Raw genomic sequence first — 17,380 nt, 5'->3', positions numbered from 1 at the left:
AACGATTGAAACGCTCAGAGCCTACGTTCAGAGTCAGTCAACGCCAGATTGATCTTTAAAGCCCTGCGGGCTTTTCGCCTTATATCCCCGCCCGCACTGGCCGAGGGTTTACGGCGTTTTTCGCTAAAAAGCATTAAATTTTATTGTTCATAAACTCAACATTCGCGTTGAGTTTGTCGAATTTTACCTACATCTTATTAGCCGATACCCATTACGATACAAGGTTGCTCCGCTCAGCAATGTATCCAACACATAATAAAGGACGCTTTATATGACTAATCCGTTACTCGTTCCATCAGGTTTACCAAAATTTTCTTCTATTAAACCAGAACATGTTGTTCCCGCTGTGAAAGAAGTGATTGCCAATTATCGCCAAACTGTCGAAAAAATATTGGCCGAGAATACTGTTTTTACCTGGGATAATCTGTGTCAACCATTGGCCGAAGCCGGTGATAAGCAGTCCCGTGCATGGTCACCTGTCAATCATCTGAATTCGGTGAAAAACAGTCCAGAATTACGCGCCGTCTATGAAGAAAGTTTGCCATTACTGTCCGAATTCAGTACCTGGCTAGGTCAACACAAGGGGTTATATCAAGCGTATAAGTCATTACGTGAGAGTGCTGAATTTGAGAAACTCTCTCAACCTCAACGCAAAGCTGTCGAAAATTCACTGCGTGATTTTAAATTATCAGGTATTGGTCTGCCGGAAGAGAAGCAGAAACGCTATGGCGAGATTAGTGCCCGTTTGTCGGATTTAAGTTCGCAATTCAACAATAATGTGCTTGATGCCACTATGGGCTGGACCAAGTTAATTACTGACGTGAAGGATCTGTCTGGTCTGCCTGAAAGTGCGATTGCCGCCGCTAAAGCCCAAGCAGAAGCCAAAGGGCAAAAAGGCTGGTTACTGACTTTAGAAGCACCAAGTTACCAGCCAGTTATCACCTATGCAGATAACCGCGAACTGCGTCAGGAAATTTATTATGCCTACAATACCCGCGCATCCGAACAGGGACCAAATGCAGGTAAGTGGGATAACAGCGAAGTGATCGCCGAAATTCTTGCGCTGCGTCACGAACAAGCTCAATTGCTTGGTTTTAAAAATTATGCTGAACAATCCCTTGCTACCAAAATGGCAAAAAATCCTAAGGAAGTATTGGATTTTCTGAATGATTTGACAAAACGTGCTCATCCACAAGGCGAAGAAGAGGTAGATGAATTAAAAGGTTTTGCTAAATGGCATCATTGTGCCCACAAGCTAGAAGCTTGGGATATGACTTATTATGGCGAGAAACAAAAACAGTACGAATTCTCTATCAATGATGAGCAGTTACGTCCTTATTTCCCTGAACAAAAGGCTATTGAAGGGCTATTCGAGGTTGTTCGTCGTATCTATGGTATTACTGCCAAAGAACGCCATGATGTAGAAACCTGGCACCCAGATGTCCGTTTCTTTGATCTGTATGATGACACCAATGAGTTGCGCGGTAGCTTCTATATGGATCTATACGCACGTGAGAATAAACGTGGTGGCGCCTGGATGGATGAGTGTATCAGCAGAATGCGTCGTTCCAACGGCGAACTGCAAAAGCCTGTCGCTTATCTGAACTGCAACTTCAACAGACCTGTTGGCGATAAACCAGCGCTGTTCACTCACAGTGAAGTCAACACGCTGTTCCACGAGTTCGGTCACTGTCTACATCATATGTTGACCCAGATTGAAACCGCCGGCGTTTCCGGTATTGGTGGTGTACCGTGGGATGCGGTAGAAATGCCAAGCCAGTTCATGGAGAACTGGTGTTGGGAACCAGAAGCACTGGCATTTATCTCTGGTCACTACGAAACTCAAGAACCTCTACCACAATCCATGTTGGATAACCTTTTAGCCGCGAAAAACTATCAGGCTGCTATGCGGATCTTACGTCAGCTTGAGTTTGGTCAGTTCGATTTCCGTCTACATGTTGAGTATGATCCAAAGAAAGGTGCTCAGACCATGAAGACCTTAAAGGAAGTGAAGAAATTAGTCTCCGTAGTGCCTTCACCTGAATGGGGTCGTTTCCCTCACTCATTCACCCACGTCTTTTCCGGTGGGTATGCCGCTGGCTACTACAGTTATCTATGGGCTGATGTGTTGGCAGCCGATGCTTACTCCCGTTTTGAGGAAGAAGGCATTTTTAACCGCGAAACCGGGCAATCTTTCCTTGATAACATTTTGTCCCGTGGCGGTTCAGAAGAGCCAATGGAGCTGTTCAAACGCTTCCGTGGCCGTGAACCAAAACTGGATGCAATGCTGCGCAAGGCCGGTATTAAAGGATAATTTAAGGTGGGTATCTGTTTAATCTGTGAACAAGGCGCTGATAACAGCGCCTTATCTCAACGAGTGGAGCGCTGGGGGTTGGTACATGATGAAAACGCTATTATGGCGTTGGTTCTTACCCCTCAACGCCTTGAACTTCGCAAACTGGATGAGCCAAAGCTAGGTGGTATCTATGTCGATTTTATATCAGGTACCATGGCACATCGCCGCCGCTTTGGTGGCGGTCGCGGCGAAGCAGTCGCTAAAGCCATAGGGATCAAAAAAGATTATCTGCCGACAGTTGTGGATGCTACCGCAGGTCTGGGGCGAGATGCCTTTGTATTGGCATCATTGGGTTGCCATGTAAGGATGCTGGAACGCCATCCTGTAGTCGCGGCATTGCTGGATGATGGGCTGCAACGCGGTTATCAGGATGCAGAAATTGGTGGCTGGTTGCAAGAACGTATGACTCTGCTCCATGCCTCGAGCATTACAGCGCTGGCCGATATTACGCCACAGCCTGATGTCGTTTATCTCGATCCTATGTATCCACACAAGCAAAAAAGTGCATTGGTGAAAAAAGAGATGCGAGTGTTTCAGTCTCTGGTTGGCGCTGATGAAGATGCTGATAATTTATTATCCCCTGCTCGCGCTTTAGCAAAACGTCGTGTAGTAGTAAAACGGCCTGATTATGCAGAGCCTTTAGCTGGAATAGCTGCATCAGCAGCTATCACTACGAAAAACCACCGTTTTGATATTTATCCTTGCTGAAAAGTCAGCCGCATATTGCGGCTGATATCTTCAATTCACAAAATGCCTTGGGCAAGCATGGCATCGGCAACTTTTACAAATCCAGCAATATTCGCCCCCTGAACATAATTGGTCTGTTTGTTCTCGCCACCATACTCAACACAAGCGTGATGAATATCTAGCATGATGTGATGCAAACGTGCATCCACTTTCTCAGCCTTCCAGCCTAAACGTGCTGCGTTTTGTGCCATTTCCAAGCCAGACGTTGCCACCCCCCCCGCGTTAGCGGCTTTACCTGGCGCAAACAACACACCCGCTTCAATAAAGGCTTCAGTCGCTGAAATGGTTGCAGGCATATTTGCCCCTTCAGCAACAGCTTTAACGCCATTCTTGATAAGCACTTTGGCCGCATCCAGATCCAACTCATTCTGAGTGGCACATGGCAAAGCAATATCAACTGGCACAGACCAAGGTTGTAACCCCTTTAAGAAAGTCAGTCCCCGTTCTTTGGCATACTCTTCCACACGACCATAGTGTTGGTTTTTAATTTCTTCCAGATGAGCCAATTTCTCCAGCGTGAACCCCTCCTCATCAACCACTGTACCGCCTGAATCAGAAGCAGTAACCACTTTCGCACCCAATGCCATGCATTTTTCGATCGTATATTGTGCAACATTGCCTGCACCGGAAACCGATACACGCATACCTTCAAAGCCCATACCATGGCGTTTCAACATGGCATTGGTGAAATAAACCAGACCATAACCGGTTGCTTCCGGGCGAATCAAACTACCGCCGAAAGAGAGACCTTTGCCAGTGAATACACAAGCCGTATTATTAGAGAGCTTTTTCATCATCCCTGACATAAAGGCCACTTCACGGCCACCCACACCAATATCACCCGCCGGAACATCGGTATCTGGTCCCAGATGGCGATACAATTCTGTCATTAACGCCTGACAAAATCGCATCACTTCGCCCTGACTTTTTCCTTTAGGATCAAAATCTGAACCCCCTTTACCCCCACCCATTGGTAAGGTTGTCAGTGCATTTTTCAATGTTTGTTCAAAGCCAAGGAATTTCAGAATAGAAAGGTTCACCGATGGATGAAAACGCATACCACCTTTATATGGACCAATGGCCGAGTTGAACTGTACACGCCATGCACGGTTTACCTGAACCTTGCCCTGATCATCTACCCAACAAACCCGGAACTGAATAACCCTTTCCGGTTCTACCATACGTTCCAGTAAGCTTTGTTCTCGATATTTTGGGTTTTGTTCAAGGAACGACCAAAGTGAGGTGAAAACTTCCCGGACAGCTTGGAGATATTCGGGTTGATACTCATCCCTGCGCTGAATTGATCCAAGAAATGAAGACAAAGATAGTAAACAGCTCATTTAACCCTTCCTTTTTTACTTCAGTTGTGATGTCTCCCCCACCATTTTCTGATAATTATTTTTGTCGAAAATGTGAGGTAAGTTGTGTTTGCTCTTTGAATATATCACTGTTCTATATTCATCTTTCAAGAAGTTTTTTTACAGAATGGTAAAAAAAATTTCTTGATGGCACTGGGAACAAACCAAACTACACCTCATCTCATCAAAAAAAATACCTGCATAAGCAGGCATTTTAACCGAATAATTTTTCAATTTGTGGTTATTCATCATCACGCAGAGGAACAATCAACATATCAACATGAACAGTGTTAATTAACTGACGAGCAGAAGACATTAGTTTGCTCCAAAAATCCTGATGATGCCCACAAACAACCAGATCTATGTCATATTTTTTAATTGCATCAACCAATACTTGGCCCAGATCACCGCTACCACTCAAAGTTTCCTGAATGTCATAATCTGACTCTGTGGAAAGCTCTTTTAACGCATTGCGGGTTTCATCAGTAATACGTTGCTGCATGTCACCGAGATTAACGTCAATCAAACCGGTGTAGAGATCAGAATAGTTAACATCAACATGGATCAAGGAAACTTTAGCATTGTACGGTTTTGCCATGGAAACAGCTTTTTGCACCAACACCTGACTTTCCGGGGATAAATCAACCGCAACAAGAATATGTTTGTAAGCCATAAGCGAACTCCTTCCATAATGCTAATTAATGAGTTGGCAGGGAAAATTGCCACTATCCTATGTTTATTACTGTTTAGAATGTCCTGAAAGTGTTGTTTCGATCACAACTCATCGTATTTAGCTATCGAACAAAGAACATTCACCCAACAACATATACCACAATCGCTATTCCTGCCACTTGATGGAGAACAAAATCAGACTCTGGTTTTATGGTCTTTCTTGTCCACCTTATGTCTTTCCATTCTCAAATAGCATTTCTTACGTGAAATCCTAATAATCTGAGGTAGATATTACTGATACGGCTCGCAAACAGGAACAGGACATCTCCAATTAATCTGTGTTCATTCACTAAATCATTACTTATCCATCTGATTTTACTAATTTTAAAAACATTATTTAAATTCTTATATGCTAGTGTTAATTTTTTCTTCAACAAGGGTAAAATAATTATTTTATTTTTATAATATTTCAATAAGTTAACAAAAAATAAAGAAAGCTTAATTTTTAATGTTAAAATATCATTGACATTAAAAAATATTAAGGATAAAAAGGAGAAATGGTCAATATTATTCATATTATAATATATGGAAAATAGATGACCATTGTTAGCCTGATAATCATTTGATATAGATTAATTAACGAAATTAATTAATATGTAATTTGTCATCTATATATACCCAATAGATTTCAAGATGGATCGCGACGGCAAGGGAGCGAATCCCCGAGAGCATAGATAACGATGTGACCGGGGTGAGAGAGTGCAGCCAACAAAGAGGCAACTTGAAAGATAACAGGTATAAACTATTATCAAAGGATATTCCAATGAATGAACCTATAATCGATCAAGAAGAACTTAGCCTTGTAATTCAGGAGCTTGAGTCTTTAGAAATGGTAGAAGTTTTAGACCAAGTAGAAGCTGCTGGTATGGGATGCCTAAGTTGTTCATAACTTAAAATTATCGGGTATTATAAATACCCGATTAATACCTATTTTTCAATGAAGTTAGATTAATTTTTATCTTAAAATTTACAAGAGAGCTGAGTATGTCTAATATTAATTTCGATGACATTTTAAACAGTAATAAGATTCATCTTACTGATTATTTGATCTATAGGCATATAAGAGAAAACAATGGAGATAAAATCGCTTTAATTTATAGAGATAAAAATATATCTTATCATGAGCTAGCTGAAAATATATCCTCAGTTTCTTTTTACCTAAAAAATTTAAACATCATTAATAGCACATCACCTGTAATTATTGCACTATCAGATACTCCAGCATTTGTAATAACTCTTTTTTCGATCATAGCATGCGGTGGTACAGCGGTATTAGTCAATCCTTTAAGCAGTTCTGATGAAATATCATATATGGCAAGAAAAGTCGAAGCAAACATGATTGTCGCGGATATTGGTATAAAGGAAAAGCTATCAACCCTAGATTGGAGTGAAAATATACTATTTAGTGGAGATTTTTATACTTATAGTGGAGAGCTTGAAGAAAAATCAAAAGAATACAAAGTTGTATTCAATACATACCCATCTTTGATTTTCAATCAATATGCATATGTTTTATGTAGCTCAGGAACTACAGGAAAACCCAAAGCAATACCAAGAAGACATAAGGATATACTTTATTGTGCTCGTGCATTTGCCAATGATATCTTAAAAATGTCTTCTAAAGATATAGTCGTTGCTGTTCCAAAATTAACATTTGGATATGCTTTAGGTGGTTCTCTGCTTTTTAGCTTAATCTATGGAGCTACTTGTATTATTTTTCCAGAAAGAACTACACATATAAAAATAGCAGAAATAATGAAAACAAACAAACCAACTATGTTTCTAGGAACACCAAGGCTTATTTCAGACATACTAAAGAACAAGGAAAATAAAGAGTTAGAGTCTTTACGTATAGTGACCTCTGCTGGAGAGGTATTATCAAAAACAATTTTAAATAAATGGAGTGAAGTAACAGAAACTCCATTACTTGATGGTTTTGGTTCAACAGAAGTTGGACATATATTTCTCTCAAATAAACCTCAAGATATACAACCTGAAACTGCCGGTATAACCTTAAATGGGTTTGAAACTAAAATTATCAATGATGATGGAGAAATTTCAAATGATGGTGTTATAGGCAAACTATGTATCAAAGGGCCCAGTGTAGCAAATGAATATTTAAATGATGCTCAAAATACAAAACTTAGTTTTTCTAATGGATGGCATATCAGTAATGACTTGTTCAAGAAAGAAAATGGTCGCCTAATATATATTGGTCGTTCAGATGATATGATAAAGAAAGGATGTGGGGAATGGATTTCACCATATGAAATAGAAAGCGAGGTTTTAAAACATGATGCTATTATTGAATGCGCAGTAATAGGAGAAAAAAATAGTGAAAACGTTATAATATTAAAGGCTTGCATAGTTTGTAAGGAACATGCCGAAATATCTATCAATATTGAAGAGGAAGTCTGCAAAATCACCCAAGAGAAATGGCCTGATTTACCATATAAACACATCAGCGAAATTGAAATTTTGGATTGCTTACCTCGAAACAATTCTGGGAAAATATTAAGACATAAACTTAGCTCTAAAACTCTAAATGAATACTCTTATAATTGTTAATGAAAAAATTAATTTGTTTACAATATCTTAAATTGGCGAAACAATATCATTTAAAATATTTAAAAACAAATAACTTGGAGTAGATAAAGAAAACATACTGACATAATATGAAAAATTTTCGCTAAAAGGAAATGTTAAGAATTTTTACAATGTATTGAGAAAGTATTTATTATTGAAGATTATTTTATTAATTACGGAATTTATAGATTATTTCATCCACATAGAAAAAATCAAATTTAATATCTAACTGAGGAATATTAAAATGTTAATTAATTCATTTGTTAATTTAATTAATCATGAGATCATAAATAAAAATTCAATAGAAAATATGATTACAATGCTTAGAAAAATTACTTCACGCGCAGTGAAAAATGATGAATTTATAGAAAGCTGCATTAATAAAATTTTAAATAATGTTGAGAAATACAATAAAACCAGTACTTATCTTCCCATATATATTGATGAAAATAACAAATGGAGAATGAATTTGTTCCTTTGGAATCCTAAAAGTGAAAATCAACCACATCTGCACAATACGTGGAGTGTTAGCGGAATTGTGTACAATAAAATGTTTATTAAAATCTACAAAAATGATGATCATAAGTTAATCGTCAGCCATCATATTTATGCACAAGAAGGAGATACTGGATATCTTATTCCTCCATGTATACATGCTCTGGGAAATCCTGACGAAAATAATTATAGCATTACTCTACATATATTTAGCGACTCTGAGCAAAAAAATGACAGAAATGGAGATACTGTCTGGCTTGGAGACAATGATCCGAGAGATGGAATTAATCACTATGCTTTATCTATTAGAGGATTAATTATTTGCAATTTACTTATTGATAGAATTAAGAATACATCAAAATTTAGTATATTAGAACGTATATTTAAATTAGGGACTCCAGCTATTAAACTAAATTCTTATAAAAAAATGATAAACATTGATCCTATGAAATCAAAGAAATATAGGTTAGAAATTGAATCCAGCTTAGATGGTGAGCTAAAACAAAAACTAATTAAAATTAATAATAAAATTTACGGTATATACCCAATAGATTTCAAGTTGCAGGGCGGCGGCAAGTGAACGCATCCCCGGGAGCATAGATAACGATGTGACTGGGGTAAATGAACGCAGCCAACAAATCAGCAGCTTGAAAGATGAAGGGTATAGAATTATGAACGCTAGTGATTTTTATCATGACAAGGAAGTTCAAAAAGCTTTAGGGATAATTATTACAAATCCATATAGATTAATGGACATTATAAAAGGAGGAAGTTTTGAAGCCATAAATGATTTTCCTGACAAAAATATTAAAAAAGAAGTCGAAGATATAATAAATAAAAACCATAAGAATATGTTGATTATCAGCAATATATTAGATGAAAGATTGCTAAATAACGTTAAACGCTATATACCATTATTAAATATGAAATTAAAAAATTCTCTATTAAATGAATTTTGGATTCATTATAGAAAACAAAAAAAAGAATACAGAAACAACACAGCTCAGTACGCGTTTGATCTTTTATTATCAATGCCTCATGAAACTGAATTATGGAGTCTTTTAAATATTGATTGTAAAAATATATTTGAATATGAAAAAAACATATTACATGTATCTTTAGGGCTAATAGATAATGAGTTAAATTCCATATGTAAAGGAGAAAAAAACAATCAGTATAATTTACTTTATTTATCCCAACCTATTATTATAAACTTACCTCCCCATATTATAAGAAAAATACATGATTTGAGAAATAATAAAACAGAGGAAATTAAACATAATTCCTATGATGATGAGCATTGCAGTGAGGTTAAAATACTAATTTATAAATCATGGAAAAATAAAAAAGTCCATACATTAAGAATAGATAATAAAACATCTATTTTCATTGAAAATTCAAGTAAATATTTTTTTAATCTTCCATTTATTAATGATATTATGAAAGAATTAGAATTTCATAAAGAACACAATAATACAATCCATTTAATAAACAAATTAAAAATATACGGGGTGATTAATAATGATTTTAAATGATATTATGATAAGAAAAATGTCTGACAAATTACCCTCCGGTGTCGGCATTAACTTCCGCCATGAAATTATGAACGATTTATTATTAAATTTAAACTCTTTCGATTTTATAGAAATAATAACAAATTTATTTTTCGTGACTAATACTATTCCTGATGCTATGGCTAACTTATTGAAAATAAAACCATGTGTTTTTCATAGTCTAAAAACTTCATTAGGTTCAGCTGAAGCACTTGATGAAAGTTATATAGAAAACACCATAAATTGTATTAACAAATGGAAACCTTATTGGTTCAGTGACCATTTATCATACATAAAAATATCTGATATTGATGCTAATCAACTTTTACCTATACGACGTAACAAGAAGAATTTAGATTTAATTGTAGAAAAAATAAAATATATAAAAAGAAAAACAAATTTGCCTTTTCTGATAGAAAATATAACATATTACTTTAACATGGGTGATGACGAGTTCACAGAATCCGAATTCATCAATAATATACTAAACGAAACAAGTTGTGGATTATTATTAGATCTTAATAACCTCTATTTGAATTCCAAAAATCATAATTTTGATCCCTATCAATTTTTAAGTGAAATTGATTTATCATATGTTTATGAAATACATATTGCTGGCGGTTTTCTACGTGACGGCCTCTATATAGATAGTCACGCCCATAGTATCTCTCAACCAGTATGGGAACTTTTAGAATTCACCTGTTCAGAAATCACCCCGAATGGAATAGTTTTAGAACGAGACGCTAATTTTGATATGAAGGATATTTTATTCACTTTAGAAAAGGCTAAAAATATTTTATCCTCTAGTCCATATTATCTTGATCTTAATAACAACGCTTCATGGGAGTGTAGAATATAAACTTTAAACATCAATTTTATATACCTTTACGTAATACTATATAAGTTAGATATTTATCTATGTGAATCATCTTTGATATTCCCACAGGCAAGAGGTGGATGAATATCATAATATTGAGTAGTATTTTTTGTTAATAAATGATAGATCCACTGTTTAGAATTCATCAGCAAAAAACAATAAATAAATTGCAATTAAACCTTATAACCTTAAGTATATTGAATTAAATGTTATGCCCGTTATCTTTCAAGTTGCTTCTTTGTTGGCTGCACTCACTCACCCCGGTCACATAGTTCTCTACGACATAGTTATCTATGCTCCCGGGGATTCGCTCCCTTGCCGCCGCGATCCATCTTGAAATCCATTGGGTATATACTGACATTATGAAATAGTTAATGATATTTTTAATCCATTTCTTTGTATTCTTTTACAACTCCAAAATTAAATTGAACTTTTAAATGATTTACACATCTAATGTATTGTCACGTTTAGTCGTATCAAGAAAATATTGATTTTATATTATCAGGTGATTATGAAGATGATTGAAATAATTAATATTAATAAGAGCTTTAGTAATAATAAAATAATTAGCAATGCTAGTTACAAATTTCCATCAAATGGTTTAGTCCGTATTGATGGTATTAATGGATCTGGCAAATCAACTCTCTTAAGTATCTTAGCGGGTATAATTAAACCTGATTCTGGTAAGATTATCTATAAAGAAAAAAAATTATATGTCCCTGAAAAATGTCCTATATATGGTTTTATTAAAGGATATGAGTATATAAATTTAATTGAATCATTGCAACCTTGCTCTCCTCAAACAAAAAATGATCTAATCAACGGCTTCAAATTACGTGAATTTATGAATGTTAGGTTTTCTGACATGTCATTAGGTACCGCTAAGAAATTTATGTTGGTAACAGCTCTCATGTATTTAGATATTCTTCTCGTGTTGGACGAACCCACTAATGGATTAGATCAAGATTCAATTAAATATCTTATTTCAATTCTTATGAAAATTAAAGATCGTAATTTAATTATCTTTGCCTCTCATGATTTGAAATTCAATAATATTATTGATCCAAATACTATCTCTATAACCTACTTCAAGAGATAAATTATGAACAAACCAATAAAGAACGCCTCTTCAGAAAATAACCTATTCTGTGCACCATATGTGTCTTTTCTAAAAACCATTCAAGGAGAAACTTTATTATCATGGATTATATATAAAAACGGAAAAACACTTCAAGAATGGTTTTCAATTGAAGATAATAAAACAAAATTTTTATACAGCTCAGAAAAAATTTCTTTCAACAATGCTTTCGTTACTCATTCATCTTATCTTATTTATAGCAATAGTAACATAATCATTATTAATAAAAATAACATCCAATCTATAAAAAATATTAAACTGAGGAATGTTAAAAAACTGGTAACTGATAATAAAAACAATATCTTTATTCATGCAGGCCGAAAATTATATATTTCAATTGAACCAAAATATGAAACCTATAGAACTCTTTTTTCAAATGTTGATTGTATGACTTACTTCAATGACAGCATAATCATGTGTGAAGTTATAAATAGCTCCTTTTTAAACTTCAAAGAAATTAACCAACAACTTGAGATTATTAGAGAATTTTCCTTCGATATTAAATTCAATTTAAATGAACAAAAAATTGACATTCAAGTTACTAATCAGTATATCTATATTTTTATTGAACCTAAATTCCATGTTGGTCATATAAACTCCTTATCTATAATTGAGATCAATAGAGAAAATCATAATAATATTAAAATCAAAAAATTCCCTCCTTTTATACATCTTGGATTTAAAGGTTCACATCCTAAAAGATTTGACAATAGAATATTGCTTTTAATAACTGAAATAGATGAGGACATTAGTTTAATCTGTTATAACTTTAATAACAATAAAATAAATAAAATCTCATTACCCAAACAAGACGTATTATCTTATTGTTTTTCAGTTTCCAATGAAGATATATATTATACAGCACTTGATAGCTCAAAAAAACTATCTGCGCGAAACTTATATCATGTTAAATATAATGGAAATGAGTTTTTTGTTGAATTAATACATAGAAATATTGGCGTAAAATTCTCGACAAGAACCCCACTTGGATATATTTTTGAATCATATAATACTGATAAAAAGATCTTCTCAATTCAGTCAGATAAAAAAAATCATTGCAATTTCCATATAAACAAAAAATCTTTACCCCCCAGTGTAGCAAGAAACAATAACGCTTTAATATATTATCCTGGAATGCATAAATATTTAACAAATAATACACAAGATAATTATTTTCAAGAATCTCTACTAAGATTACAACAATCTTTTAATGAATATGAAATGACGCCATTTTTATTTAATACAATAGGTGCTATGGGAAAAGGAAAATACTATAGGGAATCTGTTACTCCAAGTAACCAAGAATTTTTAATTAATTACCTTCATGAATTTATTAAACATATCCAAGAGTCTGGATTTAGCAGAATATTTATTTTATCCGGCAGTTTAGGGGCTTTATCTATTTTAGAGTATCTGAATTATAAAAAAGTCACAGCTTCTTTTTTAATTAATCCAGTATATGATCTAAATATTTTAAATATTCATTCATCAAATAGTAATATCAATGCTGATTCTTTTTCAGAAAAAATAACAACTGATATGCTAATATTGCATGGACGAGAAGATGAAGTAGCGCCTTGGGAACAATCAGTTAAATTTACTATTGGTCACCAAAATAGAAAATTAGTTACCATTGAGAACGAAGGTCATATATTTAATTTTGGGAACTCATGGAATATATGTCGTCGTGAAATATTAGATTTTGTTGATAATATTAAACAATAACCGCGTTGCATTTTTTTACGATAAAGTTGAGGTGAAACAGATGTTTAGTATATATAAAATTATATCATGGAGAATAATGTATTATATTAATAATACATTTAATTTATTAAAGAAAAGAGTGTTATTTTTTTTACTTATATTGTTAATGATTTCTCCTATGGCAGTCCCATTTATTTCACAAATGAGATTGTTATCAATACCAATAATGTCATTTCTTTCAATGAGGGAATTATATAACTCCCTTATTTATTGGTCATTAATTGTAGGTATTTTTGTGTTTTGGATAGGAGCGCAAAAAAAATCTATAATGAGTAATGACAGCGATCTATTTTTAAAAACTTTGCCTTTAAAGAGAAATGCGCGTAGATTAGTTGATTATATTACATATCTTATAATTGATATTCCTTTGTTATTACCTTTCCTTTCTAGCCTTTTTTTCAGAGATTACACTAATGAATCATTATCTTCTTCAATAGAAACTAATGTATTAATTATCGCAATTTTGCTTTTATTAGTTTCATTGCAAATTTTATTCTTAAAGTCTATATTAATGGGATTTATTTTATTTATTATATCCTTATCTATACCTTTATTGTTATATAATTATTACCCCTTATTATTTCTTTGTTTATTTTTAATTTTTTCATCTTTATATTTATCGGATAATTTCAGGATAAATTTCTCTATTCTTAAAAAAGACAAAAAAACACACTCTATAAAAAACTCTTCTTTCTTTAAAAACATCACCTTTATATTATTAAAATTCATATTTAGTCCTGATTATTCATTTAGATTAATAGCTAAACTCTTAATATCTTTTTTTTCAATTATAATTGTTCTTTTCTTTAATGAAAAATATATTTCTTTCAATGAATTTACATATCTTATTGTTCTTTCTTATCTGATGCTTTCTCTTAATATAATAAGCTCTGCATCATATTTTGATGTAATAATGAAAGACTTTTTCCTTTACCTAACCTCAATTGGTATCACTAATCAATATTTATATCTAACTAGAATTTTCTGGCTTACTATTTTAATGTTTGTTTTTTTTGTCCCTGTAAGTATATTTTTGTCTTTAATAAATATCCATCATTCTCTTTGTCTATTTTTGTTGTCATTATTTTTTGTTTTTATTATAGACAGGATCAATTCTGTGAAAAAATACTTAGTCATAACAAATGTATTTTCTTGGTCGCTATATGTTTTCCTTATACACCAAGTCTTAGTGAATTAATTTTTCTTTATTGTGGATTATGTTAATAATCTTTCTTCAGGCGTATTTGATGGAATAATTATGCTTCTCCACTTCCACCAAAAAATGTTCATAAATGTTTCAACTCTAACCGTGTGATTCTGACAGGAGTCACTTCTGATAAGCCCTTCAATCCTATTCAAATGCATATTATCACAAATACAATCGAATTTTCCCTGATGTCCAGAGTCCTGCTCAGAAAGCCTAGAGGATGGATTGCCCTTTCCACGCTCACTACCAGCAGGCCATCACTTGAAAGGCTTAAAGCTTCTGACTATTACTACAATCACCACGACTTAACCGCCACTCTAAAGAAAGACAATAACTTTGCTCCAAAGAAGGTTTTTTTGTACTATCTGACTATCTTTCCTACAATAAATATAAGACGTCGCCGCCTGCAATTTTGATTTTTTCCTTTTGTGACAGCTTTGGCTAACCATTCTAAGGAGGGGATTATGTTCAGTACAATTGCGCTGTTTTGGGCGCTGTGTCTTGTCTGCATTATGAATATGATGCGCTACTTCTCTTCGCTGCGGGCATTGCTGTCTATTCTTCGCCAGTCCGATCCCTTGCTTTACCAATCAGTAGACGGTAACGGTTTTTTTACTACTCATGGACAGCTCAATAAGCAGATTCGGTTAGTGCGCTATATCAATTCACAACGTTATCTTGACCATCATGATCCAGAAGTGGTTCTTCGCTGTGAAAGGCTGAGGAAGCAATTTATTCTGACAAGTGCACTGAGTGGGTTAGTTATTGTTTGCCTTATTTCTATGTTGATTTGGTACTAAAACAAAAGGCGGTGTAGTTAACCCATACCGCCTTTCAATTATCCGTTGAACAATTAAATCAATTTCAAAGCGAACCAGTAGAGAGTACCGGACAGCGCGATTGAAACTGGCAATGTCAGTATCCAGGCCAACATGATGTTCTTGATTGTTTTACCCTGAACACCACCACCATCAACCAACATCGTACCTGCAACCGCAGAAGACAATACCTGTGTAGTAGAAACCGGCATCCCGGTATAACTCGCAACACCGATTGAAACAGCCGCTGTCATCTGAGCTGAAACACCCTGCGCGTAGGTCATGCCTTTCTTACCAATCTTCTCACCAATAGTCACCGCAACACGTTTCCAGCCAACCAAAGTGCCCAGAGACAGAGCCAGTGCTACCGCAATGATGATCCAGACCGGTGCATACTCAACAGTATGCAATAAGTCTTTACGCAGTTTATTCAGGAAACGAGCATCTTCACCACTGGTTTCCGGCAGTTTAGCCACAGATTCCGCAGTATCAGCAATACACATCAACATACGGCGCATATTGTTACGCTGTTCAGGATTCAGCTCACTGTAACTCTGAATGCCCTTCAATATGCTTTCTGTATGATTAAGAACAACTACGGCACGGGTGCTATCACAATGGAATCTCCCTTCCGGTTCATTCTTAACAACAGCTACCGATGGCGTCAGCTCAATGGCATGAGATAACGCGGTGCCATGCTGCTGATAATATTGTTGCAGGTGAGTAACAGCATCGTAAGTACGGGCAATGTCATAACCATTAGCATTCATGTTTACGACAAATCCCGCCGGAGCGACGCCAATCAACACCAGCATAATCAAACCAATACCTTTCTGACCATCATTCGCCCCATGTGAGAAGCTTACTCCCACCGCAGACAGAATTAGCGCAGTGCGCGTCCAGAAAGGTGGCTTACGCTTACCATCTTTCTTTTCGCGTTCAGCAGGCGTCAGATGAATACGTTTGCGTTTCTTGGTTCCACTCCAATAATGACGCAGCAGAAATACCATTGCCCCAGCGATAATCAATCCAATTAAAGGAGAGAGGATCAGCGACAGGAAAATCTGTATCATCTTCGGCACATTCAACGCATCAACCACAGAAGAGCTGGTCACAATGGCATTAGTCAAACCAATACCAATGATGGAACCAATCAGGGTATGAGAGCTGGAAGCAGGTAAACCGAAATACCAAGTACCAAGGTTCCAGACAATCGCAGCCAGCAACATGGAAAACACCATAGCAAGACCATGAGCTGAACTGACATTGAGGAGAAGATCGGTAGGGAGTAAATGTACAATCGCGTAGGCGACACTTAATCCACCAAGAAGAACACCGAAAAAGTTAAATACCCCAGCCATGACGACAGCAAACTGTGCTCGCATAGCACGGGTATAAATAACTGTTGCTACCGCATTCGCGGTATCATGAAAGCCATTAATGGCTTCATAAAACAGCACAAACAGCAGTGCCAGTACTAACATGAGGCTGGTGTGAAAATCCAGGCCAGTAAAAAGATGTAGCATAAACGTTAAGCCAGTTAGTTGGACATGAACGCGGCGCATTATCAGTGACAAATGCTAGCGGGGAAAGTGAAATATGAACTTTTTTTGATTTCATGACAACCAGACAACAATAAGAAATAGGAATATATTTTATATATCATACACTTATATATATTTTGAAAAATTGACAATTTTAAGACAAAAAAAAAGTTTACCTGACAAATTCAGGTTATATGGAGCTTTT

Annotated in this window: 14 protein-coding genes; 11 read left to right on the top strand and 3 right to left on the bottom strand. The window is 35.1% G+C overall.

Translation table 11 applies throughout. From position 1 onward, the window contains the following. The first annotated feature begins 271 nt into the window (after positions 1–271). Together prlC and rsmJ are read left to right on the top strand one after the other, a co-directional pair. Positions 272–2,314, top strand: a complete 2,043-nt coding sequence (prlC, locus tag AM629_RS10650) for an oligopeptidase A (protein ID WP_054478770.1) — start codon at positions 272–274, stop codon at positions 2,312–2,314. A gap of 6 nt (positions 2,315–2,320) precedes the next feature. Beyond that, complete coding sequence (gene rsmJ / locus AM629_RS23420; protein WP_054478768.1) at positions 2,321–3,064, top strand: 16S rRNA (guanine(1516)-N(2))-methyltransferase RsmJ; 744 nt, start codon at positions 2,321–2,323, stop codon at positions 3,062–3,064. A gap of 35 nt (positions 3,065–3,099) precedes the next feature. Here the strand turns inward: rsmJ and gdhA are convergent, their stop codons facing one another. Together gdhA and uspA are read right to left on the bottom strand one after the other, a co-directional pair. Continuing rightward, on the bottom strand, positions 3,100–4,443 hold the full coding sequence (gdhA, locus tag AM629_RS10640) for an NADP-specific glutamate dehydrogenase (RefSeq protein ID WP_054478766.1): 1,344 nt from the start codon (positions 4,441–4,443) through the stop codon (positions 3,100–3,102). A 259-nt stretch (positions 4,444–4,702) separates the two neighbouring features. Next, complete coding sequence (gene uspA / locus AM629_RS10635; RefSeq protein WP_054478764.1) at positions 4,703–5,134, bottom strand: universal stress protein UspA; 432 nt, start codon at positions 5,132–5,134, stop codon at positions 4,703–4,705. Between the two features lie 780 nt (positions 5,135–5,914). Between uspA and AM629_RS23950 the strand changes: the two genes are divergently transcribed. From AM629_RS23950 to uspB, 9 genes are all read left to right on the top strand, one after another. Beyond that, positions 5,915–6,082: a hypothetical protein gene (locus AM629_RS23950; protein WP_161804225.1), complete on the top strand. Its 168-nt coding sequence runs from the start codon at positions 5,915–5,917 to the stop codon at positions 6,080–6,082. Between the two features lie 95 nt (positions 6,083–6,177). Next, positions 6,178–7,761: an AMP-binding protein gene (locus AM629_RS10625; protein WP_054478760.1), complete on the top strand. Its 1,584-nt coding sequence runs from the start codon at positions 6,178–6,180 to the stop codon at positions 7,759–7,761. Positions 7,762–8,023: 262 nt separating this feature from the next. After that, positions 8,024–8,854, top strand: coding sequence for a cupin domain-containing protein (locus tag AM629_RS23415; RefSeq protein WP_054478758.1), 831 nt, complete (start codon positions 8,024–8,026; stop codon positions 8,852–8,854). Between the two features lie 28 nt (positions 8,855–8,882). Further along, a complete protein-coding gene (locus AM629_RS10615; protein WP_054478756.1) occupies positions 8,883–9,809 on the top strand; it encodes a hypothetical protein in 927 nt (308 codons plus the stop codon). Continuing rightward, positions 9,796–10,686 carry a multinuclear nonheme iron-dependent oxidase gene (locus tag AM629_RS10610; RefSeq protein ID WP_054478754.1) on the top strand — a complete coding sequence of 297 codons (891 nt, stop codon included), beginning with the start codon at positions 9,796–9,798 and terminating at the stop codon, positions 10,684–10,686. The genes AM629_RS10615 and AM629_RS10610 overlap by 14 nt, the downstream gene beginning before the upstream one ends. Before the next feature lie 535 nt (positions 10,687–11,221). Further along, positions 11,222–11,803, top strand: a complete 582-nt coding sequence (locus AM629_RS10605; protein WP_054478751.1) for an ATP-binding cassette domain-containing protein — start codon at positions 11,222–11,224, stop codon at positions 11,801–11,803. A 3-nt stretch (positions 11,804–11,806) separates the two neighbouring features. Further along, positions 11,807–13,567, top strand: a complete 1,761-nt coding sequence (locus AM629_RS10600) for an alpha/beta hydrolase (protein WP_054478749.1) — start codon at positions 11,807–11,809, stop codon at positions 13,565–13,567. Positions 13,568–13,607: 40 nt separating this feature from the next. After that, a complete protein-coding gene (locus tag AM629_RS10595) occupies positions 13,608–14,804 on the top strand; it encodes a hypothetical protein (protein ID WP_152911997.1) in 1,197 nt (398 codons plus the stop codon). 473 nt (positions 14,805–15,277) lie between these two features. Next, positions 15,278–15,613: a universal stress protein UspB gene (gene uspB, locus AM629_RS10590; protein ID WP_054478745.1), complete on the top strand. Its 336-nt coding sequence runs from the start codon at positions 15,278–15,280 to the stop codon at positions 15,611–15,613. 53 nt (positions 15,614–15,666) lie between these two features. Here the strand turns inward: uspB and pitA are convergent, their stop codons facing one another. Further along, positions 15,667–17,157 carry an inorganic phosphate transporter PitA gene (gene pitA / locus AM629_RS10585; protein WP_054478744.1) on the bottom strand — a complete coding sequence of 497 codons (1,491 nt, stop codon included), beginning with the start codon at positions 17,155–17,157 and terminating at the stop codon, positions 15,667–15,669. Positions 17,158–17,380 lie beyond the last annotated feature (223 nt).

The sequence above is a fragment of the Photorhabdus heterorhabditis genome (assembly GCF_001280945.1).
In the GTDB taxonomy this organism is placed as follows: Bacteria; Pseudomonadota; Gammaproteobacteria; order Enterobacterales; family Enterobacteriaceae; genus Photorhabdus; species Photorhabdus heterorhabditis.
This window is presented reverse-complemented; position numbering and strand designations above follow the sequence as displayed.